The following is a 21,536-nucleotide window of genomic DNA, read 5'->3' as shown; positions in this document are numbered from 1 at the left end:
GTTGATTTCTCAAATTAACAATGAAGGAAGAGATTATAAGCTTGAAGCTTATGATTACTTTCTAGATCCTTCATTAATTGCTAGTAAACCTTCTGCAATAAGGCATGAATCAAGAATGATGATAGTTAGAAATAGTGTTTTAAAGGAGAATTGCCTAACTAATAAATTTACCAAGAATCTTTTAGATGAATTAAGAAAAGGCGATCTTGTGGTGGTAAATAATACTAAAGTAATGAAGGCAAGGGTAAAGGTTGAATTAGAAAATAGGACGTTAGTCGAATTATTAGTCTTAGAAAGATCCCATGAATGTGTTTGGTTATGTTTGGCAAAGCCAGCGAAAAAGTTAAAAGTAAATAGAAAAATAAAATTAAAATCTCCTTCTGCAAAAGATATTAATTTGATGGTTGATGGGGTTGATGAAGAAACTGGAGGGAGATTTATTCGATTTCCTGAAAACATAACTGATCTCAATTCAATGAATGATCTTCTTGATAAATACGGGGAAATCCCTCTCCCGCCTTATATAAAAAATTCTGAAGAAGAATCTTTTCATGAGAAAAGTTATCAAACTGAGTATGCAACTAATCCGGGGGCAGTTGCTGCACCAACAGCTGGTTTACACTTAAGCAAAAGTCTTATTTCCAATCTTAAAAAAAAAGGAGTAAAAATTTTACCGATAACTTTGCACGTGGGCTATGGAACATTCAAACCAATTGACCAAGAAGATTTAAGTAACTTAAAACTTCATAAAGAATGGGTAAGTGTTAATAAGGAAGTAGTGGAGGAAATAAAAAGAATAAAGAAAACAGATAGAAAAATAATAGCTATTGGGACGACAAGTGTAAGAGCTCTTGAAAGTTGTTATTCTCAAGAAATTAATGACTTTATTCCCATAGCGATGTACGTAGATTTAGTAATTAAGCCGGGTTATAAATTTAATGTAGTTGATGGATTATTAACTAATTTTCATCTTCCTAAGAGTTCATTATTACTTTTAGTAAGTGCAATGATTGGTAGAGAAAGATTATTAGATTTGTATAAGAAAGCCATAAAAGAAAAATTTAGATTCTTCTCTTATGGCGATGCGATGTATATTTCACCAGATTCACTACTGGTTAAAAAATAGATTTAGGCTTTGACTGGTTCTTGAATAATTCCGCTTGGAACTTCAGTAAACATAATTGATGATAAATACCTCTCTGCTAAATCAGGTAGAACAACTACAATTGTTTTCCCAGCATATTCATCTTGTTCAGCTAATCTAACAGCAGCAGCAGCAGCAGCGCCACAAGATATTCCTACTAATAGACCTTCCTCTTTAGCTAATCTAAGAGCCATCTCTATTGATTCGTCATTTGTTACTTGTTCAACCTTGTCAACAATTGATAAGTCAAGGTTCTTAGGAATAAATCCTGCTCCAATCCCTTGGATTTTATGTGGTCCGGATTTAACCTCTTCACCATTCAATGTCTGCGTAATAACAGGACTATGTGAGGGTTCTACAGCTACAGAAGTAATATTTTTGCCTTTCTCTTGCTTGATGTATCTTGAAACCCCAGTAATTGTGCCGCCAGTCCCAACCCCTGCGACTAGGACATCAATTTCACCATCGCAATCATCCCAGATTTCTGGTCCAGTAGTTTTGAAATGAATTTCAGGGTTTGCTGGATTATCAAACTGACCTGGCATGAAATATTGAGAAGGATTACTTTCTGCAATTTCTTTAGCCTTAGCTATTGCTCCAGGCATACCTTTAGATGCCTCTGTTAAAACAATTTCAGCCCCCAACACTGCCATAACCCTTCTTCTTTCAATTGACATGGATTCTGGCATTGTAAGGATCAGTTTATAACCTCTTGCTGAAGCAGTAAAAGCTAGAGCAATTCCTGTATTTCCAGAAGTTGGCTCAACAATAGTTTTGTCTTTTGTAAGTTTCCCACTTTTCTCTGCATCCCAGATCATGTTTGCGCCAATCCTGCATTTGACACTATAAGCGGGGTTTCTACCTTCAATTTTTGCAAGTACTGTAGCTTTCGCATTTTTAGTAACTGATTTTAATTTTACTAATGGAGTGTTTCCAATAGCAAAACTGTTGTCCTCATAAATTTTTGCCATTTAGATATTGAGAAAATATATATTAATACTAACTATTATTCAGAAAAAGAGTATATAAGTTTCTATACGGTAAATACTAGGAATTTAGAAATTATTTAGTGCTTCAGAAAAGCTTTTCCATAATTGATCTTGGTCTTCTAATCCAACTGATACTCTAATGAGGTGCGAGGGTATACCAAAACTTTCAGCCCAATCCAACTCGTCATAATGAGCTAGTAAAACATAAGGACAAACCAGAGTAAATTTTGTACCTAAACTTGGTCCTTTAGATACTTGTAGAGAATCATAAAATTTCTTAGCTTTGTTCAATCCTCCATTTAATTCAAATGATAATAAGCAACCGTATCCTCCATCAGAAGTAAGTAAAGAATTAAAATTTGGACAATTTTCAGGATGGAAAATATTTTTAATCTCGCTATGGGTCTCTAATCTTTTTTTTAATTCTAAACATGCTCTATTTTGTTCAAAAACTCTTTGATTTACATCTCTACTAACTTTCTCTAGATAAACTGTATCTCCATCGGAAAGTATTGGAAGATTAATCTCGTTTAATGCATTTCTAAATTGATCAATCCATTTGCTTTTTGGATTTAGTATTAATGATCCGGCAAGAATATCACCACTACCTGAAAAAATTTTTGTAAGTGAAGTAAAAGCTATATCTGCATACTCTAGGGAATTTATATTTAAATTTGAACCAATTGTATCGTCAACAATTAAGGGAATATTTAACTTTTTTGCTATTTTTGAAATTTTTTTAATATTTACACATTTGAGCATTGGATTACTCGGTAGTTCAATAATTAATGCTGAGGGATTTATGCTTTTGATTTCTAATTCAATATCCTCGCAATTTTCTTCTGTAATTAACTTTGCTCCATGAAAGATATTCATTGGTAATTTAAGTACATCTACATATGGAAAACCAATTTGGAGTGTTGGTTTAGCTGGAAATAATTTATATATGATTTCTAATGATGTATGCAATGCAGACATTCCAGATGAAGTTAAGTGAATATCATTAGAGTTAATTTTTGTAGATTTAGAAATTCTATTTTTTATTCTTTGAGAACATTCAGTTACGTAAAATTTTGGAGGGCAATCTTCAAGACCTAGTTCTATAGCAGCAGCCCTTGAAGATATGCCAAGACCAGTGTGTTGCCAGAAAGATTTTGCATATATACTTCCTTCTTTTTCAGTTATTAAGAGAGCTAAATTATCTCTTTTTTCAATTAATGAGTATTGTTCAGAAGTATTTCTATCAATGTATTTTTTGGCTTTAAAAGCTATGCTTTCATTCGGATATGGCCAGATACTTTTATTGTTGTAGTAATTTTCCTTTTTTACTTTTTCGCATAATCTTTTCACTATGGGGTTGAGCCCGAATCTTGGGTAAATGGACTTCAATAAATTCATGCATTCTTGATTTTTTTCCTCGTAATTTATTACATCATTCCAAGTTGGTAATGCTACAGAAACAGCATGAATACTATCAGGAATAGAATATCCCAACTCTGAATTTTTCCATATAGGGTTTTTAAGTAAATCTCTCAATTTTCAGAATTTATTTAAAGCAAATAATATGTCTGAGATTAAATCGTTTGTATCTTCACATCCAATCGATAATCTGACAAGAGCATCATCTATCCCTAAAAGATTTTTTGTTTCATCATCAACAGAAGCATGAGTCATTGTTGCGGGGTGACAAATTAAACTTTCAACTCCTCCAAGGCTTTCTGCTAGCGAGAAATATTTGAGAGATTTGCAAAATTTAAAAGTATCCTCTTTTTTAAGATTTAATTTTATGGTGATCATCGAACCTCCAGATCTCATTTGCGATTTTGCTAAATTAAATTGCGGATGTTTTTGATTAAAAGGATAAATTACTTTACTAATTATTTTATGATTCTCTAATTCTTCAGAAATTAATTTTGCACTTTGCGTTTGTTGTTCGATTCTTAAAGGAAGAGTTTTTACTCCTCTCGTAATGAGCCAACTATCAAAAGGAGATGGTTGAAGCCCTAGAGCTTTTTGAGAGAAAAGCATCTTATTATTCCATACCTCATTATTTGTCAGTACTGCTCCACCAAGTGCATCACTATGTCCATTAATGAATTTTGTTGTGCTTAAGAGTGATAGTGTCGCACCAAGGTCCAATGGTTTTTGAATAAGTGCCGTTGAAAAAGTGTTGTCCACAACTACTGGGATTTGTAGTTTATTCGCTTCATCACAAATCGCCTTAATATCAAGTACCTTCAAAAGTGGATTAGTTGGACTTTCTAGCCATATCAAGGTTGGCTCGAAGTATGAAATCTTTTTGATATTATTTTCATTTGTAAAATCTGTGTATAAAACTTCTAATCCAAATTTCTTGAAAACTTTTTCGAACATCCTCACTGTACAACCATAGAGATTTGACTCGCAGAGTATCTTGTCACCTGATTTTAGGGTTGATGAAATTGCAGTTACCGCGCTAATGCCAGATCCAAAAACTGTACAGTATTTAGAATCTTCAATTGATTTAAGGACGCTTTCTAGAATTCTAAAGTTTGGATTGCCTGATCTTGTGTAGTCGAAATTATCTTTATTTCCATGTTTAAAAGTAGATGTAGAAAAAATAGGAGGCATAACGCATCCAGTGTCTTCTGCAAATGTTTCCCCATGGTGAATAGATAAGGTCTTAAAACCTGGCTTTTTTATATTATTTTCCTTATTTCCCATTATTTTTAAAAATAAGAATTAAATTAAATCTCTCATTTTTAAAAGAGATTTAATAATCCAAAGAAAAGTAGTATTAAACTTTTCTTGAATAATATTCAACAACTAGTAGTTCGTTTATTTCAAGAGCCACCCACTCTCTATCGCATTTACCATTTATTTTTCCCGTTAATTTAGGTTTGTCTAAATCAAGATGAGGTGGGACATTTGCTAAACCAGGGAATTCTATATTACCTTCTACAAGTTTTTTGCTTGCTTTGTTTTCTTTAATTCCGATTACATCTCCTGATTTGCATTGATAACCAGCAATATCGAGAACCTTACCATTAACGGTTACATGGCCATGATTTACTAATTGTCTTGAGCCTGGAATGGTACCTCCAAAACCTAATCTAAAACAAACATTATCAAGTCTGTTTTCTAAAAGTCTTAGTAGGTTAGTTCCTGTAGATCCTTCTTGAGCTCTAGCTTTTTTTACATAACGGACTAGTTGTTTTTCAGAAACTCCATAATTAAACCTAAGTTTCTGCTTTTCTTCTAGACGAATTGCATATTCTGATCGCTTGCGACGGGCTTGGCCGTGCTGACCTGGAGGATTAGACTTCTTTGAAGCTTTCCTGGTGAGACCTGGTAGTTCTCCCAAGCGACGCGTAACCCTTAATCTGGGGCCGCGGTATCTTGACATAATTTTAAATTAAATAGAAAATTGCAATAAATTGGTTAATTGATTAAATTCAATTAAACTAAATTACTACTGAGTTATTATTTTACATCATTAAAGTGTTCAAAACTATTAATAAATCAATTACTTCTGTACTTCTTTTGATGATTTCGTTTTATCAAAAGTGGTTTTCTCCTTTTTTTGGACCAAGATGCAGATTTATTCCAAGTTGCAGCTCTTATGGATATGAGGCAATTACTAGACATGGACCTTGGAAGGGAGGGTGGTTAACTTTAAGAAGATTAAGCAGATGTCATCCTTTAACTCCCTGTGGATGTGACCCTGTGCCTGACTAAATGAATGAAAATATTTATTTTTGTTAGGCAGGGATGTTGCCTATGTGATTCATTAAAAAACAAACTAGCAAAAATAAATCTTAATGAGTTATTCCCTAATCTTGAGGAGCTTAAGGAAATTGATATTGATAGGGTCGATTTATATAAAGATAAATATAAAAAATATGATTATGAAGTTCCTGTTATTGCTGTTGAAGGAATTAGGTCAGAGGAGATTATAGAATTGCCTCGCATTTCTCCAAGATTAAAAGATGATCAATTAAAGAATTGGTTTCAAAAAAATATTAGTACCATTCTGGAGAAATAATTTTTTATATGAGATCTATAAAATTACATAAACTTTTAAATTTGGTAGGAATTATTCCTTCATTAGATTTAATCGATCATGAAATCAATAATATTTCTTTTAACTCTAAAGAAGTTCAAAAAGGAACTTTATTTTTAGGTATGCCTGGTTTAAATGTTGATGGAGGAAAATACTGTATTGAGGCAATTGAAAATGGCGCAGAGGCTGCCATTATTGGGTCTGTGGCAAAAGAACAAATTGGATCTATTGATCGAGAGAGGATTTTGGTTATAGAGGATAATTTAAATTATATTTTTGGTCAAATAGTCGCTGAGTTTTGGAATAGGCCTTCAAGAAAACTTAAACTTATTGGTGTTACGGGTACAAATGGGAAAACGACAATTACTTTTTTATTGGAATATCTTTTAAAAAAATTAGGGAAAAAAACTGCATTATTTGGGACCTTGCTCAATAGATGGCCTGGCTTTTCAGAAGTGGCTTCTCATACAACTGATTTCGCCGATAAACTTCAAAAGAAATTAAATGCTGCTGTTGAGGCAGAATCTGAATTTGCGATATTAGAGGTAAGTTCTCATTCTATTGCTCAAAACAGGATATCAGGATGCGAATTTGAGGCGGCTATTTTTACTAATTTAACTCAAGATCATCTCGATTATCACTCAGATATGGAATCATATTTTCAAACAAAAAGAAAATTATTTTTCCCACCTTACTTAAAAGAAAAAGATGGAATTTGTGTATTAAATCATGATGACCCTTGGATATCTAAATTATCATCTGATCTTGAAAAAAGATCTTCATTAGTCTCCACAAAGATTACTGACAGTGAATTTGAAAATGATGATTGTTTTTTCGTAACAGATAAAAAATTTACTGAAAGTGGTTCCACCTGTATTTTTCATACACCTAGAGAAAAAATTCAACTTTTTGTTCCACTTGTCGGTGAATTTAATTTAATGAATGCAATTCAAGCAATAACAATTTTGTATAAACTAAATTTTTCTTTAAAAGATCTATCAAAGTTAATTCAATCTTTCCCTGGTGCTCCTGGGAGAATGGAGAAAATACAAATCGATAACAATGACGCTTCAAGATCTCTTCCAACTGTAATTGTTGATTATGCCCACACTCCTGATGGATTAAAAAAAGTTTTGCAATCAATTAAAAAACTTTGTAAAGGGAAACTAATAACTGTTTTTGGCTGTGGCGGAGATCGAGACCGTACTAAAAGGCCTTTAATGGGATCAATAGCTGAAGAGTTTTCTGATCAACTTTTTATAACTTCAGATAATCCAAGATCAGAAGAACCTCAAAAAATAGTAAATGATATTTTGATGGGTATAAAAAAAAGAGAAAAAATAATAATTGAAATTGATAGATTTAAAGCAATAAATGAATCTATTAAATTTGCCAATAAAGAAGATATTGTTTTAATTGCAGGGAAAGGACATGAAGACTACCAGATTCTCAATGATAAAGTTATTAATTTTGATGATAGAAAGATAGCTTATAAATTATTAAAAGAAAAAAGTAAATCTCAATAAAAATTCCTACTCAAATAAGAAAGATATTTACGCAAATCACAAGAAAAGTTTCTTAGAATCAAACAAGTTACTTTTAATAAAATGAAAGGCTTAGCCTTAGTTGTAGGCGCAGGTGGAATTGGAACACAACTAGCTAATGATCTGCATGAAAGTGAAAAAGATTTAGATGTTGTTTTGTGTGGAAGAAATAGTGAATTTAATTCTTTTTGGGAATTAGATATAGAGGATTCTGAATCCCTTTTGCAGTTGAAAAATAAAATATCAAATCACCCTTCAAAATTAAGGTTAGTTGTTAATGCTACAGGTAGACTTCATAGTGATTCTCTTCAGCCAGAAAAAAGATTACAACATCTTGATAAAAAAAATATGATGGAAAGTTTTTCAATAAATGCTTTTTCTCCTATTTTATTAGCTAAAACTATTGAAGAATTTATACCAAAAGATTCTTATTTTAATTTTGCAAGTATAAGTGCAAGAGTGGGCAGCATTGCAGATAATCAAACTGGAGGTTGGTATTCATATAGAGCTGCAAAATCTGCGCAAAATCAGTTTTTTAAGTCTTTAAGTATTGAATGGGCTAGACGTTTCCCAAAGGCTACTATTACATTGCTTCATCCAGGGACAGTAGATACTGATCTATCTAGACCTTTTCATAAATTTGTTCCAGAACATAAATTATTTAGTAAAGAAAAATCATCTCAATTTTTGATCAATATTATTAAAAATCAAAATCCAGCATCTAGTGGAAAATTTATTGCATGGGACAGCTCAGAGATTCCTTGGTAAAATAAATTTTTTTTATATGATTGTCTTCAATATTCAAGGCATAAAATAATGAAGACATACAAAATCTAAGATTATTGAGTTAAGAAGTTATTAAGAAAAAAATAAATTTATTATTTAAAGATAACTTTTTTTTAAATTATTTAGTTATTAAATTTCTAACTTCTCGGCCTTCCTCAATATTTGATTCTTTAAAAAAACAAGCGCATCTAATTTTTCTTCTTTTTCTTCAATATTTTTAAATTTCATTTCTGCAATTTCAATAATTGCTTTATTAACATTTTTAAGCTGTTTCTTAATAATTCTTTTGGGAGGTTTAATTGATTCCATTTAAATTATCATTTTCTTTATATTCTCTTTATTTTCTTGAAATGCAAGTGCTTTTCATCAAAAAAATTTCTAATTATTTAATTTATAATTTTTCTAATTTCCTTAGAAAGTAAATCAATCTCATCTTCTGTAGTAATTTGATGTACGCATGCTCTAAACCATTTTGGATCTTCTAAAACTCTAATCCAAATTTTCTTTTCTCCAAGTTTCTTCACAAATTTATCCTTATCTTTAATATTTTTGATATTAAAACTAACTATCCCATTTAAGTATTTTTTTTCTAAAACTAATTCAATTTCCTTTAATTGATTTAATTCATCCCAAAGTTTTCCACTTAATTTTTTTATGTTTTTGGTTTTATCTTTTTCACGGCAGTCTTTATCCAAAAGATCTAAAGAATTACGCAGCCCTGCAAGTAAAGGTATACAAGAGGTAGCTACTTCAAATTTCCTTGCATCATTATGAAAAAGATTATCTGAAGGCTCATAGATTCCTTGTTCTTTTTTTAATGATTTCCAACCAATTATTGTTGGATCTGTTTCATGAATAAATTTATCTGAGACATAAATTGCTCCAAGACCTTCTGGTCCACATGCCCACTTATGAGAGGTTATTGAATATAAATCAGAATAAAGAACTTCTTCTTCAATATTTATGTGCCCAAAGGTCTGAGCACCATCAACAAGTAGATAAGAGTTTTCTCGATTTTTTTTTAATTCGATAGAAATTTGTTTTAAAGGAATTTTATATCCAAAGTTCCATAAGATATGAGAAATAATTAGGATCTTAGTCTTACTATTTAGATTTTTCAAAATCTCTAAAATTATATTTTCGTCATTTAGATTTTTAATTTTTTGGATTGGCAAAATTTTGAATATTAATTTATTTCTTCTGCAAAATTCTCGACTTGCAGCCACTACTCCAGGATGTTCACAGTCACTTATTAACAACTCTTCTCCCTCTTCTACTTTTATTCCCCAAAAGGGCAAAATCATACCGGAAGAGATATTTTCGGTTAAAGCTATATTCTTTGAATTGACACCTAATTTTTGCGCAATGATTCTTTTTGTGGTCAATATTTCTTTGTAAATAAAAGGCCACATATCATTGGTAAATGGTCCTAAATCTTGGATGGTTTCCCAAGTTTTAACTATTGCTTCTAGAGAAGATTTTGGTAATGGTCCTTGACCACCATAGTTGAAATAATACTTATTTTTTAATGCGGGTATTTGATCTCTTAGATTATTTCTCATGGAAATTTATATTATATTTTCAACTCTTGAATTTGTTAGATATTGCCTACCAAAGTTACTGTTCTAAACTCTATATCCTCAATTACTTTCCAAGGTTCAGCACTCCTTTCTGCAAATTTTAAATTTTTAAATCCTAGTTCTTTAAAATCACTTATAAAGTCTGGCTCATACCATGCTCCACTAATACATCCTGTCCATAAATCATGATCATTTTGCAATCTTAAAGGAACTTTTTTGTTAGAGACGATATCGCTAATTGCAATTCTTCCATTATCGTTTAAAACTCTTTTTATGTTATTGAGAAGGTTATTTCTAGATTCTGGACTTACCAAGTTTAAAACGCAATTACTTAAAATAATATCAACTGATTTATCTGCGATTAATGGATTTAAATCTTTATCTAATTCATCAAGTTTTTCAATTGAACCTTCTAGAAATTCGGTATTGTTGAAACCTATATTTTTTGTAACTTCTTTAGAGGCTGATCTTGATAAAGAAAGCATGTCCGAATTCTGATCAACGCCAATAACTTTCCCTTCTTTTCCAACAATTTGGGCACAAATGAAAGCATTTTTGCCGCTACCACTTCCAAGGTCTAAGACTATATCATTTTTTTGAACATATTTTGTTGGATCACCACACCCATAGTCTCTTTCTATAACCTCTTGAGGAATTGCTTCAAGTAAAACGGGATTAAACCCAACTGGTGTACAAAGACAACTTTCTTTTTCTTGTGCGGCTGAGCCATATCTTTCTTGAATCGCATCTTTATGATCGAATTGATTAGGTGCTTTATTCGATGTGTTTGTATTAAAGCAACTTTCAGACATATTTTTTAAAGGACTCTTGATAAATATAGCCAAAAAAAAAGCCCCTGAAAAAGGGGCTTTTAATTTGTTTAATTAAATTATTTAGTGTAATTAACACCTCTGTAATTTAATTCTGCCTTTTCATTACTTGAAGAAGCGTCATCCATTCTGTTGGTGTATACGTTTCTTCTGTAGGTAAGTTCAACAAGTTGCTTTTTAGCAGCTTCTTTGTTTTGAACGTAGTTTTTACCTCTGTAAGTTAAAGTAGTCATGATTCGATGTGACAACACGGCCATCCCCCGTTCCATGGTATGACTCGAACTGCGCCCTCAAATGAGGGTGAACGAAAAAGTAGCAATTGCTACCAAATCATTATAAACTTATTTTTCTAGAGATGTCTAGCTTTTACAAATAGAAACGAAGATTTAATGTTTTTTTAATTATTATCTTAGGTAAATTTTTTTATAAATAGTCTCTAAAAAGGTTTATGTTTATATTTGGTTTAATCTTCATGTAACTATTTATTTATGACAGGTTTTTTATATTTCTTGGGAAATACTTTAAGGTGGCCAGTATTAAAGCCAAAAGAATTTTTTTCACTACATGCTTATTTTTCAATTATTTATTTGATAACTTTTACTTTGAGTAAATATGATGTAAGCCAATCAAATTTAGTTTTTACTTTAGGAATACTTGCACCTCTTTTAATCGCTATTGGTCAAGGGCTTCCAATTGATTGCCTTGATATGGAATCATCTTTGTTGAAGGAATTAAAAACTAAATAATATATACTTCAGTTAAAAATTTTTATAAAACCTGGACAACTTCGCTTATTTCAGGAATCATTTCTTTTAACTTTCTTTCAATACCCATTTTGAGAGTCATAGTGCTACTTGGGCAACTACCACATGCTCCTTGAAGTCTGACTTTGACAATTGGACCATCTATTTCTGCAATCTCTACATTACCTCCATCAGAAATTAAAAAAGGTCTTAGCTCGTCAAGGACTTTTTCAACATTTTCGTTTGTCAGCGAGAGTGTTTCAGTACTCATAATTTTGGATTAACTTTATAATAAGCCTAGAAAGAAATCTGATTAATTGCAAAAAAGATAATTTTCTGTTGTGACTTCATCTAAAAATCCCACTAATGACAATAGCTACTTTGATGCAGTCTTAGTAGGAGCAGGGATAATGAGTAGTACTTTAGCCCTCCTAATTTCTGAAGTTTTACCAGATATAAAATTTCTTATTATAGAAAAATTAAATGCTCCAGGAAGTGAAAGTACTGGCGCTTTTAATAATGCAGGTACAGGGCATGCAGCTAATTGCGAATTAAACTATACTCCTTTAGATGAAAAAGGAAATATAAAAATAGATAAAGCGCTCTCAATAAATCGTTCTTTTGAAACATCCATGTCTTTATGGGCCTCATTGTATGAAGCAGGGAAAATTGATATTAAGAAGTTTCTAGAATTTATTCCTCATATTAGCTTTGTGTCTGGTCAGGATAATATTTCTTTTTTAAAAAAAAGATTTCAAAAAATGACCGAAAACCCTGAATTTATCGATATGGAATTTTCTACATCTTTTGAAGAAATTTCATCATGGGCTCCTCTAATAACAAAAGATAGAAATCCATCTACTCAAATTGCGGCTACCAGAATAGGTAGAGGAACTGATATTAATTTTGAGGCTTTAACTAAAGAGTATTTGTCATTAGTTTCCTTAAACAAAAATGTTGAAATTAGGTATAAAACAGAATTAGTAGATTTAAAGAAAATTGATAAAAAACAATGGGAACTAGAAATCAGTTCTGAAGGTAGAAAAACTTCAATTAGAACGGGATACGTTTTTCTTGGTGCTGGTGGAAAAACAATTAATTATTTACAAAAATCAAAAATTCCAGAAGCAAAAAGTTATGGTGGATTTCCTGTTAGTGGGAAATGGCTTATTTGCGAGAAAAAAGATCTTACAGAAAAACATAACTCAAAAGTTTATGGTAAAGCTGATATTGGATCACCACCAATGTCTGTGCCTCATTTAGACACTAGATGGATTGATAATAAAAAACTTCTTTTATATGGACCTTTTGCTGGATTTACAACGAAATTTCTAAAACAAAGTTCATACTTTGACTTATTTAGTTCAATTAAAAAAAATAATATTTTTTCTATGTTAGAAGTTGGTCTCAAGAACAACGATTTAATTAATTATCTAATATCACAATCATTAAAGAACCATAATTCAAGAGTTGAGAATTTAAAGAATATGATGCCATCAGCTAATCCTTCTGATTGGTATTTAAAGAATGCTGGCCAAAGAGTCCAAATAATTAAAAAAACTGAAGGTGGTGGTTCTTTGAAATTTGGAACGGAGATTGTAAATTCATCTGATGGATCATTATCTGCTTTGCTGGGGGCTTCTCCTGGAGCAAGTACTGCGGTTTCAATTATGGTTGAGGTTCTAGAAAAATCTGTTTTATTTTTAAACGACAAGCATAATCTTCAGAAAAAAATAAATGACTTAATTTATCCAAAGCTATCCGCTTCTGAAAATGATAGTTCTTGCTTTATAAAAGACATCAAAAAAAGAAATAATTCGATTTTTGGTTTCCATCCATAATTCTAATTAGCTAATATTAGTCAAGATGTAATAAGAGGAGATTTTTTCTTACTAAATGACTAATATATCAGTTTCAAAAATAAGAAATTTCTGCATAATCGCTCATATTGATCATGGTAAATCTACACTCGCTGATAGATTGCTCCAAGATACTGGAACTGTGCAGCAAAGGGATATGCAGGAACAATTTTTGGATAGTATGGATCTTGAAAGAGAGAGAGGAATTACTATCAAGTTACAGGCCGCTAGGATGAAATATAAAGCTGATGATTCTCAAGAATATGTTTTGAACCTGATAGATACCCCAGGGCATGTTGATTTTTCTTATGAGGTTAGTAGATCTCTCCAGGCTTGTGAAGGCGCTTTACTCGTTGTTGATGCAAGTCAAGGAGTAGAAGCTCAAACCTTAGCTAATGTTTATCTTGCCTTAGAAAATAATCTTGAAATAATTCCTGTTTTAAATAAAGTTGATTTGCCTGGAGCTGATGCTGAAAAAATAAAACAAGAAATAGAGGAAATTATTGGACTTGATACATCTAATGCAATAAATTGTTCAGCAAAAACTGGAGTTGGTATTAAAGATATTTTGGAAGCAATTGTAAAAAGAGTCCCTCCTCCTCAAGATGAAATAAAATTACCTACGAAGGCATTAATTTTTGATTCTTATTATGATCCCTACAGGGGCGTTATTGTTTATTTCAGGGTGATATCTGGGTCTCTTAATAAGAGAGAAAAGATATTATTAATGGCTAGCAAAAAAAATTATGAATTGGATGAAATAGGAATAATGGCACCTGATCAGCAACAAGTTGATGAATTACATGCAGGAGAAGTTGGTTATTTAGCTGCTTCTATAAAATCAGTTGCTGATGCGAGAGTGGGAGATACGATTACTCTTTTAAATTCACCTGCAAATGATCCCTTGCCAGGTTACAAGACAGCAAACCCTATGGTTTTTTGTGGCTTATTCCCGACTGATGCTGATCAATTCCCAGATTTAAGAGTATCACTTGAAAAATTACAATTATCTGATGCGGCCTTAAAATATGAGCCCGAAACTAGTAGCGCAATGGGCTTCGGATTTAGGTGCGGATTCTTAGGACTTCTTCATATGGAGATTGTTCAAGAAAGATTAGAAAGAGAATATGATTTGGATTTAATTGTAACGGCACCATCAGTTATCTATAAGGTTAATTTAAATCATCATGAACATATCTTTATTGATAATCCTTCTACAATTCCTGATCCACAACTTAGGGAATCAATAGAAGAGCCTTATGTGAAAATGGAAATTTATGCTCCCAATGAATTTAATGGAACATTAATGGGTTTATGTCAGGAAAGAAGAGGAGTATTTATAGATATGAAATACATAACAACAGATCGGGTTACTTTGATTTATGAAATTCCATTAGCAGAAGTAGTTACAGATTTCTTTGATCAAATGAAAAGTAGGACTCAAGGTTATGCATCAATGGAATATCATTTAATTGGGTATAGAAAGAATGACCTTGTCAGATTGGATGTTCTAATAAATTCAGAAAGAGCAGATCCATTAACTTCTATTGTTCATAAAGATAAGGCTTATGGAATTGGAAGAAGTCTAGTTGAGAAATTAAAAGAACTTATTCCAAAACAACAATTTAAAATTCCTATCCAGGCATCAATCGGTAGTAGGATTATTGCAAGTGAAAGTATAAGTGCTTTGCGAAAAGATGTTTTATCAAAATGTTATGGAGGTGATATTTCTAGGAAAAAGAAACTTTTAAAGAAACAAGCTAAAGGTAAAAAGAGGATGAAGGCAATGGGTAAAGTTGAAGTACCTCAAGAAGCTTTTATGGCAGTCCTGAAATTAAACCAGTAATTTTTTAAAATTTAAAATTAATAACTATTTTTTTTTAAGAGTATTGGGTATATTTCATTCATATCTGTAAAAAAAAGATTTTGGATATTAACTCACTTAATCGTGTCGGCTCAAATATCAGAAAAGCTGGATTTCTAATTGTACTTTTTTATCTTCTTATTGTTTTAATAATGAAATTTTTAGAGGCCAATAATTTTTTCGGTTATTCATTTTCAATTTTAAGCAATGATATCTTTGCCCCTCCTTCGCTTAATCATTTCTGTGGCACAGATAGATTAGGAAGAGATGTTTGCTTAAGAACTTTGCAAGGATCATCCTTAGCGATAGAAGTTGTATTCTTAGCTATTCTTTTTTCATTAAGTTTAGGTTTGCCATTGGGATTATTAAGTGGGTATTTTGGTGGTTTGTTTGATAAGTGCTTATCACTAATAATGGATACTATTTTTTCAATACCTGTAATTTTGCTTTCAGTTGTTGTTGCTTTTGTCTTGGGTAAGGGTATTCTTAATGCGGCTTTGGCATTGTGCATTGTTTATTCGCCACAATATTTTAGATTAATCAGAAATCAAACAATTTTAGTTAAATCCGAAACTTACGTTGAGGCAGCTCAAGTCTCAGGGGCTGATGTTAAAACAATTATTTTTAAATATATTCTTCCAAATGTAATAACACCTTTACCTATTCTGCTTACCCTAAATGCTGCGGATGCTGTTTTGGTATTAGGAAGTTTAGGATTTTTAGGTCTTGGTGTTCCTGCAGATGTCCCAGAATGGGGAAGTGATTTAAATCTTGCTCTTGCCGCTTTACCTACAGGTATTTGGTGGACGGCTTTGTTCCCTGGTTTGGCAATGTTTTTTTTAGTTTTAGGTCTTTCTTTTATAGGAGAGGATCTTGAGGAAATTTTTGATAGACAAAAGTCTGATTGATTTTAGTTATCTACAATAGGATCAAAATCTCCTTGATCATTTAACTTTGGATACTCTTTTGCTGATTTTTTATATAAAGTAGCTAATTCTGGGTAACACCATTCAAAAAGTGTCTTTCGATATTCATCTATATTTAATCCTTCTCCATTAGTGGGCAATATATCTTTATTTTTTCTCTGGCGAATAGCTTCAAATAATAATATGGAAGCAGCAACTGAAACATTTAGGGATTGGACCATACCTCTCATAGGTATGAAAATTGATTGATCAACCAATGATATGAGTTCTTTACTTAATCCCCATTTTTCTGCTCCAAGAACAAAACACGTATTTTGAGAATAATCAAAATTTCTATAATCAACTGATTCTCTATTAAGAGTAGTTCCATATAATTTAAAACCCTTATTCTTTAAATCGGATATTGCAGTGATAGTGTTTTCATGATTATTTAGTTTGACCCATTTTTGACTTCCTTGCGCAGTACTATTAAAAGTCTTGACGACATTCCTTTTGCTAATAAAATTTGCTTCGAAAACTCCTGCTGCATCACAAGTCCTTAGTATCGCGGATAAATTATGTGGTTTATTGACATCCTCAACTAAAACAGTCAAGTTTTTCATTCTGCAATCTAAAACACTTTTGATTCGTTCAAATCTTCTTGGCAAAATTGACATTTATAATTTTTTCACACTTCTTAATTATATTCAAAAAATAATTATTACCTATTAAATCTCTTGGTTTATAATGTTTTGGTAGTTTGAATTAACTCAATGGCATACATAGAATGGGACTATACAGTAATCACAAGCATGGTGGAGAAACAAGGATGGGATTTACCTGAAAGAGAATCTGAAGATTGGAATAAATTTAGTGATGAATTAGGAGAAAAAATGAGAGGTGTTGGACTTGTTTTTGAAAAATATTGTAAGTTTACTCCTGATATAGGCGAAGGAGTTCATCTTTTAGATGATTAATAATTAATAGTTTTAAACCATCGATGTATCCCTTAATCAATGGTTTATTAATCTATAAGATAATGTAATTTTTTAAAATTTTGACCTAGTAATTATTAAGGCTTTATGAAGCTTGTACTTTTAAAACTTTCTTCGTACTGTATAAAAATATTTTTTTCTCACAAAAAAGTTATTTAAATTCTATATTTGTATAAAAATATGAAAATTAAATTAACCTTTTTATTTGATGGTGGTTGTCCACTTTGTTTGAGAGAAACAAATTTTTTAAAAAAAAGAGATATTTCAAATCAAATTATATTTGTAGATATTAATAGTAAAGATTATGATCAAAGTCTTTTTGGTGACATTTCATATTCAGAAGCAATGTCAAATCTTCATGGGATTAAGGAAAATGGAGAAATTATTAGGGGACTAGACGTACTGTCATATTCTTATGAATTAATTGGTTTGGGTTGGGTTTATTATCCTTTGAAAATACGATTCTTATCTCCCATATTAAGGCTGGCTTACAGATATTGGGCAAAATATAGACTTCTTATTACAGGTCGATCCAATATTGAAAAACTTTGTACCTCTCAATGTGAAAAGTAAATATGAAAAATATTGACATAGATAGAATAATAGAGATGTGTTGGGAAGATAGAACACCCTTTGAAGCCATTGAGTATCAATTTGGTTTAAAAGAGGAAGAAGCGATAAAAATTATGCGTCAAAATCTTAAACCTAAATCCTTCAAAGTTTGGAGAAAGAGAGTTTCGGGAAGAAATACAAAACATATGGCACTTAAAGATTCAACTAGATTTAAATCTACTCATAAAAGAAAATTGTAAATTTTGAAAAATCTTTCTACTAAAACTTGTCCTGTTTGCAATAGGCCGTTCGAGTGGCGTAAAAAATGGAAAAATTGTTGGGATGATGTTATCTACTGTTCAAAAAGGTGCAGTAACAGGAAGTCGCAAAAATGAAACAAGTATCAATTATTTTCCCTCATCAACTATTTAGAGAAAGCCCAATCTTAAAAATAAATTGTGAAATTTTAATTTTAGAAGACTCATTATTTTTTGGGAATGATAAATTTCATAAATTAACGAACCATAAAAACAAGTTGGTTTTTCATAGAGCATCTATGCTCGCTTATAAAAAATATTTAGAAATATCTGGCTTTAAAGTTATATATATAGAAAATAAAAATAATATTTCAACAGTTGAATATTTATTTGAATTTATTAAAGATAAATATCAGAAAATAAATCTCATTAATCCTCATGATTTTTTAATCATAAAGCGGATTAATAATTTTGTTGAAAGTAATAATTTAGTCTTAAATCTTTTGCCCTCTCCAATGTTTATGAGTAGTGAAGATCTAAAAAACTTATTTAAATCAAATACAAAAAAACCTCTTATGGGAAGATTTTATGAAAATCAAAGAAAGAGCCAAAAGATATTAGTTAATCCGGATGATACACCTGAAGGCGGTAAGTGGAGTTTTGATGAAATGAATAGAAAAAAATTACCAAAAAAAATAAGCATACCTAAATTACCTAAATTACCAAAAAATAAATTTGTAGCTCTTGCCGAAAAGTCATTAGCAAATATTGATATTGAGTTTATTGGAGAAAGTAATAATTTTTTATATCCAACTAATTTTGAAGAGGCAGATGAATGGTTAAATGATTTTTTTAAACATAGATTTTTCTTGTTTGGAGATTATGAAGATGCTATTTCTAAAGAAAATTCTTTTTTATGGCATAGTCTACTTTCTCCTCTTTTAAATAGCGGCTTATTAACCCCAGAAGAAGTAGTAAATAAAGCATTACTTTATGCTAAAAATAATAACGTTCCAATTAATTCATTAGAGGGTTTTATTCGTCAAATTATTGGATGGAGAGAATTTATTTGCCTTGTCTATGAGAAGTACGGAACAAAGATGCGTAATAGTAATTTCTGGAATTTTGAAAATAAACCAATTCCAGAATCTTTTTATAAAGGAAATACAGGAATTGAACCAGTAGACATTGTTATAAAAAATATTATTAAATTTGGTTATTGTCACCATATTGAGAGGCTAATGATTATTGGGAACTTTATGCTTCTATGTAGAATTCACCCCAATCAAGTTTATAAATGGTTTATGGAAATGTTTATTGATTCTTATGATTGGGTGATGGTTCCTAATGTTTATGGAATGAGTCAGTTTAGTGACGGAGGAATTTTCTCAACTAAACCATATATATCAAGTTCTAATTATGTAAAAAAAATGTCGAATTTTAAAAGTGGCCCCTGGTGTAAAATATGGGATGGGTTATTTTGGAAATTTATTAAAGATAATGAAAGCTTTTTTAGAAAGCAATATCGACTGGCTATGTTAACTAGAAATCTTGACAAAATGTCAGAGGAAAAATTAAATAATCATTTAAGAATGGCCGATACATTTTTAAGAGATATTCAATAATATAAGGTGGCTATTCTGCTATTCCTTTTGAAAAATTAAAAGAATATTATATTATTACGAAATATTACAGACCGATGTTAAATTTATGAAAAATTAAGTTTAACGATGAATATTGGAATTCTTTTTTTGAAAACTAATCTGACAGGGATCATTACTTTTTCTGAATTAGATTGGATAACAACTCATCAATCTAATTTCACAAGGTTGGAGGAATCTATAGCTATAAAGTTAGGAAGAATGCTTGATGCAGGTTCAATTAATGTAGGATGCCGTTTGAATTCTTGAATAAGTTTTTATTTTACTAATGAAGCAACAAAAAGAAAAAAATTTATTTTTTAGGGAAAGAATTCATTCTTTAAATATCTTTCTTTTTTTAGGATTTAATCTGACCCTGATATCGATTTTAGGTTTTATTTGGTTTAGTTCTTCAATAGAAAAAGTAGTTTAAATTTTTAAATCTTTTGTATATTAAAGTTATATTTAAAAATAAATTATATTTTGAGCATTGGGTATTTACAAAGAAAAGCAGCTTGGGAAATTTTATTAAAAGTTAGTAATGGTGATTTTTCTGATCATGCTCTTGAAAAGGTGCTAAGGAATTATCAGTTTAATCCTCTTGATATAGCTTTTATTACAGAATTATCTTTCGGATGTATACGGTATAGAAAATTTCTTGATCTCTGGACTGATCATACTTCAAAAATTACTCATAAAAAGCAACCTCCAAAATTAAGATGGCTTTTACATATAGGACTATATCAACTTTTAAAAATGGACAAAATTCCATTTCCTGCAGCTATTTCTACTACTGTAGAAGTAGCTAAAAAAACAGATTTAAATGGATTGGCAGGAACTGTAAATGCGATATTGAGGAATGCATCAAGAAAATTAGAAAAAGAAATTTTTCCAAAATTATCTTCTGATAGTAAAGAAAGAATTTCATATCTTGAATCATTGCCACTATGGCTTGTGAATGATCTTTATAAGTGGGTAGGTAATAGCGAGGGTGAAAATATCATAAAGGCATTTAATAAAAAACCTTCAATTGATTTGAGAATAAACCAACTTAAGACTGATTTAGATAACTTTTTGAAAGTACTCCATGAAAATAAAATTGATGCTGAAATTATCAATGATTTAAATAATGGAATAACTTTAAAATCTAATCCAAGATCTATTAAAAACTTACCAGGATATAGTGATGGGCTTTGGACAATTCAAGATAGATCTTCTCAGTGGGTAGCACCTCTTTTAAATCCAAAAGAGGGTGAAAAGATTTTAGATGCTTGTGCGGCTCCAGGAAGTAAGTCTACCCATCTAGCAGAATTATCGAATGATAGAGCTGAAATCCTAGCTGTAGATAGATCGTCAAAAAGATTGAAAATACTTCAATCAAATTTAGATAGGTTGAATTTAAAGTCTGTAAATACCCTCAAGGCTGATGCAACGAGTTTGATTTCATTAAAACCTAATTTTATATCTTATTTTGATAAGATTTTGATAGATGCGCCCTGTTCTGGGATCGGAACTCTGTCTAGAAATCCAGATTCTAGATGGTCTTTAACTAAAGAAAAAATAAAATCCTTAACTTTATTACAAGAAAAATTATTAGATAGTATTTTCCCTCTCTTAAAAAAAAATGGAATTTTAGTGTATTCAACTTGTACTATATGTCCTGATGAAAATAATTTACTTATTGAAAGATTTATTGAAAAAAATCAAGGATTAAAATTGGATAGCCAAAAGCTAATTTTACCAAGCATTGATAATCCTGGAGATGGATTTTACGCTGCGATAATTACTTATAAATCTTAAAACTAA

Annotated in this window: 26 protein-coding genes; 16 read left to right on the top strand and 10 right to left on the bottom strand. The window is 30.8% G+C overall.

The annotated features are described in order from the left end of the window. The first annotated feature begins 1 nt into the window (after position 1). Entirely contained in the window at positions 2-1,126 is a 1,125-nt protein-coding gene (gene queA, locus JJ847_00255; protein ID MBO6959323.1) for a tRNA preQ1(34) S-adenosylmethionine ribosyltransferase-isomerase QueA, read from the top strand. A 2-nt stretch (positions 1,127-1,128) separates the two neighbouring features. On the opposite strand, the gene cysK is transcribed toward queA, so the two are convergent. The 4 genes from cysK to rpsD form a co-directional block, all read right to left on the bottom strand. Beyond that, positions 1,129-2,115, bottom strand: coding sequence for a cysteine synthase A (gene cysK / locus JJ847_00250; protein ID MBO6959322.1), 987 nt, complete (start codon positions 2,113-2,115; stop codon positions 1,129-1,131). An 84-nt stretch (positions 2,116-2,199) separates the two neighbouring features. Continuing rightward, the gene (locus JJ847_00245) at positions 2,200-3,669 is read right to left on the bottom strand and encodes a PLP-dependent transferase (GenBank protein ID MBO6959321.1); all 1,470 of its coding nucleotides are present in this window, start codon (positions 3,667-3,669) and stop codon (positions 2,200-2,202) included. A 3-nt stretch (positions 3,670-3,672) separates the two neighbouring features. Then, on the bottom strand, positions 3,673-4,836 hold the full coding sequence (locus tag JJ847_00240) for a PLP-dependent transferase (GenBank protein MBO6959320.1): 1,164 nt from the start codon (positions 4,834-4,836) through the stop codon (positions 3,673-3,675). 73 nt (positions 4,837-4,909) lie between these two features. Then, positions 4,910-5,518: a 30S ribosomal protein S4 gene (rpsD, locus tag JJ847_00235; GenBank protein ID MBO6959319.1), complete on the bottom strand. Its 609-nt coding sequence runs from the start codon at positions 5,516-5,518 to the stop codon at positions 4,910-4,912. A 95-nt stretch (positions 5,519-5,613) separates the two neighbouring features. Here rpsD and yidD point away from each other — a divergent pair, with 95 nt between their 5' ends. The 4 genes from yidD to JJ847_00215 all read left to right on the top strand — a co-directional run bounded on the left by yidD (position 5,614) and on the right by JJ847_00215 (position 8,487). After that, entirely contained in the window at positions 5,614-5,850 is a 237-nt protein-coding gene (yidD, locus tag JJ847_00230) for a membrane protein insertion efficiency factor YidD (protein MBO6959318.1), read from the top strand. A 4-nt stretch (positions 5,851-5,854) separates the two neighbouring features. After that, complete coding sequence (locus JJ847_00225) at positions 5,855-6,157, top strand: glutaredoxin family protein (protein MBO6959317.1); 303 nt, start codon at positions 5,855-5,857, stop codon at positions 6,155-6,157. 8 nt (positions 6,158-6,165) lie between these two features. After that, positions 6,166-7,701 carry a UDP-N-acetylmuramoyl-L-alanyl-D-glutamate--2,6-diaminopimelate ligase gene (locus tag JJ847_00220; protein MBO6959316.1) on the top strand — a complete coding sequence of 512 codons (1,536 nt, stop codon included), beginning with the start codon at positions 6,166-6,168 and terminating at the stop codon, positions 7,699-7,701. Positions 7,702-7,782: 81 nt separating this feature from the next. Further along, positions 7,783-8,487, top strand: coding sequence for an SDR family NAD(P)-dependent oxidoreductase (locus JJ847_00215; GenBank protein ID MBO6959315.1), 705 nt, complete (start codon positions 7,783-7,785; stop codon positions 8,485-8,487). 147 nt (positions 8,488-8,634) lie between these two features. Here the strand turns inward: JJ847_00215 and JJ847_00210 are convergent, their stop codons facing one another. The 4 genes from JJ847_00210 to JJ847_00195 all read right to left on the bottom strand — a co-directional run bounded on the left by JJ847_00210 (position 8,635) and on the right by JJ847_00195 (position 11,148). Continuing rightward, entirely contained in the window at positions 8,635-8,814 is a 180-nt protein-coding gene (locus tag JJ847_00210; GenBank protein MBO6959314.1) for a hypothetical protein, read from the bottom strand. Between the two features lie 77 nt (positions 8,815-8,891). Continuing rightward, entirely contained in the window at positions 8,892-10,067 is a 1,176-nt protein-coding gene (locus JJ847_00205; GenBank protein MBO6959313.1) for an aminotransferase class V-fold PLP-dependent enzyme, read from the bottom strand. Positions 10,068-10,102: 35 nt separating this feature from the next. Beyond that, positions 10,103-10,897 (bottom strand): methyltransferase domain-containing protein, encoded by a 795-nt coding sequence (locus JJ847_00200; GenBank protein ID MBO6959312.1) that lies wholly within the window; start codon positions 10,895-10,897, stop codon positions 10,103-10,105. A gap of 77 nt (positions 10,898-10,974) precedes the next feature. Beyond that, a complete protein-coding gene (locus JJ847_00195; GenBank protein ID MBO6959311.1) occupies positions 10,975-11,148 on the bottom strand; it encodes a DUF4278 domain-containing protein in 174 nt (57 codons plus the stop codon). A 255-nt stretch (positions 11,149-11,403) separates the two neighbouring features. Here JJ847_00195 and JJ847_00190 point away from each other — a divergent pair, with 255 nt between their 5' ends. After that, positions 11,404-11,661, top strand: coding sequence for a hypothetical protein (locus tag JJ847_00190; GenBank protein MBO6959310.1), 258 nt, complete (start codon positions 11,404-11,406; stop codon positions 11,659-11,661). Positions 11,662-11,683: 22 nt separating this feature from the next. Here JJ847_00190 and JJ847_00185 read toward each other — a convergent pair whose 3' ends face one another. After that, entirely contained in the window at positions 11,684-11,929 is a 246-nt protein-coding gene (locus tag JJ847_00185) for a NifU family protein (GenBank protein ID MBO6959309.1), read from the bottom strand. A gap of 70 nt (positions 11,930-11,999) precedes the next feature. On the opposite strand from JJ847_00185, the gene JJ847_00180 reads away from it, so the two are divergent. The 3 genes from JJ847_00180 (at position 12,000) to JJ847_00170 (ending at position 16,289) form a co-directional block, all read left to right on the top strand. Beyond that, complete coding sequence (locus JJ847_00180; GenBank protein MBO6959308.1) at positions 12,000-13,499, top strand: malate:quinone oxidoreductase; 1,500 nt, start codon at positions 12,000-12,002, stop codon at positions 13,497-13,499. A 55-nt stretch (positions 13,500-13,554) separates the two neighbouring features. After that, positions 13,555-15,363 (top strand): elongation factor 4, encoded by a 1,809-nt coding sequence (gene lepA / locus JJ847_00175; protein MBO6959307.1) that lies wholly within the window; start codon positions 13,555-13,557, stop codon positions 15,361-15,363. A 170-nt stretch (positions 15,364-15,533) separates the two neighbouring features. Further along, a complete protein-coding gene (locus JJ847_00170; GenBank protein ID MBO6959306.1) occupies positions 15,534-16,289 on the top strand; it encodes an ABC transporter permease in 756 nt (251 codons plus the stop codon). Positions 16,290-16,291: 2 nt separating this feature from the next. On the opposite strand, the gene JJ847_00165 is transcribed toward JJ847_00170, so the two are convergent. Further along, positions 16,292-16,963 carry an RNA methyltransferase gene (locus tag JJ847_00165; GenBank protein ID MBO6959305.1) on the bottom strand — a complete coding sequence of 224 codons (672 nt, stop codon included), beginning with the start codon at positions 16,961-16,963 and terminating at the stop codon, positions 16,292-16,294. 96 nt (positions 16,964-17,059) lie between these two features. Here JJ847_00165 and JJ847_00160 point away from each other — a divergent pair, with 96 nt between their 5' ends. The 7 genes from JJ847_00160 to JJ847_00130 all read left to right on the top strand — a co-directional run bounded on the left by JJ847_00160 (position 17,060) and on the right by JJ847_00130 (position 21,530). After that, positions 17,060-17,263 carry a hypothetical protein gene (locus JJ847_00160; protein MBO6959304.1) on the top strand — a complete coding sequence of 68 codons (204 nt, stop codon included), beginning with the start codon at positions 17,060-17,062 and terminating at the stop codon, positions 17,261-17,263. Between the two features lie 198 nt (positions 17,264-17,461). After that, a complete protein-coding gene (locus JJ847_00155) occupies positions 17,462-17,854 on the top strand; it encodes a DUF393 domain-containing protein (protein MBO6959303.1) in 393 nt (130 codons plus the stop codon). Between the two features lie 2 nt (positions 17,855-17,856). Further along, positions 17,857-18,093 carry a TIGR03643 family protein gene (locus JJ847_00150; GenBank protein ID MBO6959302.1) on the top strand — a complete coding sequence of 79 codons (237 nt, stop codon included), beginning with the start codon at positions 17,857-17,859 and terminating at the stop codon, positions 18,091-18,093. A 3-nt stretch (positions 18,094-18,096) separates the two neighbouring features. Next, positions 18,097-18,228, top strand: coding sequence for a DUF2256 domain-containing protein (locus JJ847_00145; GenBank protein MBO6959301.1), 132 nt, complete (start codon positions 18,097-18,099; stop codon positions 18,226-18,228). Next, positions 18,225-19,715, top strand: a complete 1,491-nt coding sequence (locus tag JJ847_00140; protein ID MBO6959300.1) for a cryptochrome/photolyase family protein — start codon at positions 18,225-18,227, stop codon at positions 19,713-19,715. Before JJ847_00145 ends, JJ847_00140 begins: the two co-directional genes overlap by 4 nt. Before the next feature lie 105 nt (positions 19,716-19,820). After that, the gene (locus JJ847_00135) at positions 19,821-20,000 is read left to right on the top strand and encodes a hypothetical protein (GenBank protein MBO6959299.1); all 180 of its coding nucleotides are present in this window, start codon (positions 19,821-19,823) and stop codon (positions 19,998-20,000) included. Positions 20,001-20,213: 213 nt separating this feature from the next. Continuing rightward, complete coding sequence (locus JJ847_00130) at positions 20,214-21,530, top strand: 16S rRNA (cytosine(967)-C(5))-methyltransferase (protein MBO6959298.1); 1,317 nt, start codon at positions 20,214-20,216, stop codon at positions 21,528-21,530. Positions 21,531-21,536 lie beyond the last annotated feature (6 nt).

It is taken from the genome of Prochlorococcus marinus CUG1438 (assembly GCA_017644325.1).
GTDB classification, from domain to species: domain Bacteria; phylum Cyanobacteriota; class Cyanobacteriia; order PCC-6307; family Cyanobiaceae; genus Prochlorococcus_A; species Prochlorococcus_A marinus_AA.
Note: the sequence above shows the minus strand (reverse complement) of the source record. Positions and strands in the feature narration are given on the sequence as shown.

Coding starts and splice junctions, on each gene's coding strand:
- cysK (MBO6959322.1), bottom strand. CDS start 2,115: ATGGCAAAAATTTATGAGGACAACAGTTTTGCTATTGGAAACACTCCA.
- JJ847_00240 (MBO6959320.1), bottom strand. CDS start 4,836: ATGGGAAATAAGGAAAATAATATAAAAAAGCCAGGTTTTAAGACCTTA.
- rpsD (MBO6959319.1), bottom strand. CDS start 5,518: ATGTCAAGATACCGCGGCCCCAGATTAAGGGTTACGCGTCGCTTGGGA.
- JJ847_00225 (MBO6959317.1), top strand. CDS start 5,855: ATGAAAATATTTATTTTTGTTAGGCAGGGATGTTGCCTATGTGATTCA.
- JJ847_00220 (MBO6959316.1), top strand. CDS start 6,166: ATGAGATCTATAAAATTACATAAACTTTTAAATTTGGTAGGAATTATT.
- JJ847_00215 (MBO6959315.1), top strand. CDS start 7,783: ATGAAAGGCTTAGCCTTAGTTGTAGGCGCAGGTGGAATTGGAACACAA.
- JJ847_00210 (MBO6959314.1), bottom strand. CDS start 8,814: ATGGAATCAATTAAACCTCCCAAAAGAATTATTAAGAAACAGCTTAAA.
- JJ847_00205 (MBO6959313.1), bottom strand. CDS start 10,067: ATGAGAAATAATCTAAGAGATCAAATACCCGCATTAAAAAATAAGTAT.
- JJ847_00200 (MBO6959312.1), bottom strand. CDS start 10,897: ATGTCTGAAAGTTGCTTTAATACAAACACATCGAATAAAGCACCTAAT.
- JJ847_00195 (MBO6959311.1), bottom strand. CDS start 11,148: ATGACTACTTTAACTTACAGAGGTAAAAACTACGTTCAAAACAAAGAA.
- JJ847_00190 (MBO6959310.1), top strand. CDS start 11,404: ATGACAGGTTTTTTATATTTCTTGGGAAATACTTTAAGGTGGCCAGTA.
- JJ847_00185 (MBO6959309.1), bottom strand. CDS start 11,929: ATGAGTACTGAAACACTCTCGCTGACAAACGAAAATGTTGAAAAAGTC.
- lepA (MBO6959307.1), top strand. CDS start 13,555: ATGACTAATATATCAGTTTCAAAAATAAGAAATTTCTGCATAATCGCT.
- JJ847_00170 (MBO6959306.1), top strand. CDS start 15,534: ATGAAATTTTTAGAGGCCAATAATTTTTTCGGTTATTCATTTTCAATT.
- JJ847_00165 (MBO6959305.1), bottom strand. CDS start 16,963: ATGTCAATTTTGCCAAGAAGATTTGAACGAATCAAAAGTGTTTTAGAT.
- JJ847_00160 (MBO6959304.1), top strand. CDS start 17,060: ATGGCATACATAGAATGGGACTATACAGTAATCACAAGCATGGTGGAG.
- JJ847_00155 (MBO6959303.1), top strand. CDS start 17,462: ATGAAAATTAAATTAACCTTTTTATTTGATGGTGGTTGTCCACTTTGT.
- JJ847_00150 (MBO6959302.1), top strand. CDS start 17,857: ATGAAAAATATTGACATAGATAGAATAATAGAGATGTGTTGGGAAGAT.
- JJ847_00140 (MBO6959300.1), top strand. CDS start 18,225: ATGAAACAAGTATCAATTATTTTCCCTCATCAACTATTTAGAGAAAGC.
- JJ847_00135 (MBO6959299.1), top strand. CDS start 19,821: ATGAATATTGGAATTCTTTTTTTGAAAACTAATCTGACAGGGATCATT.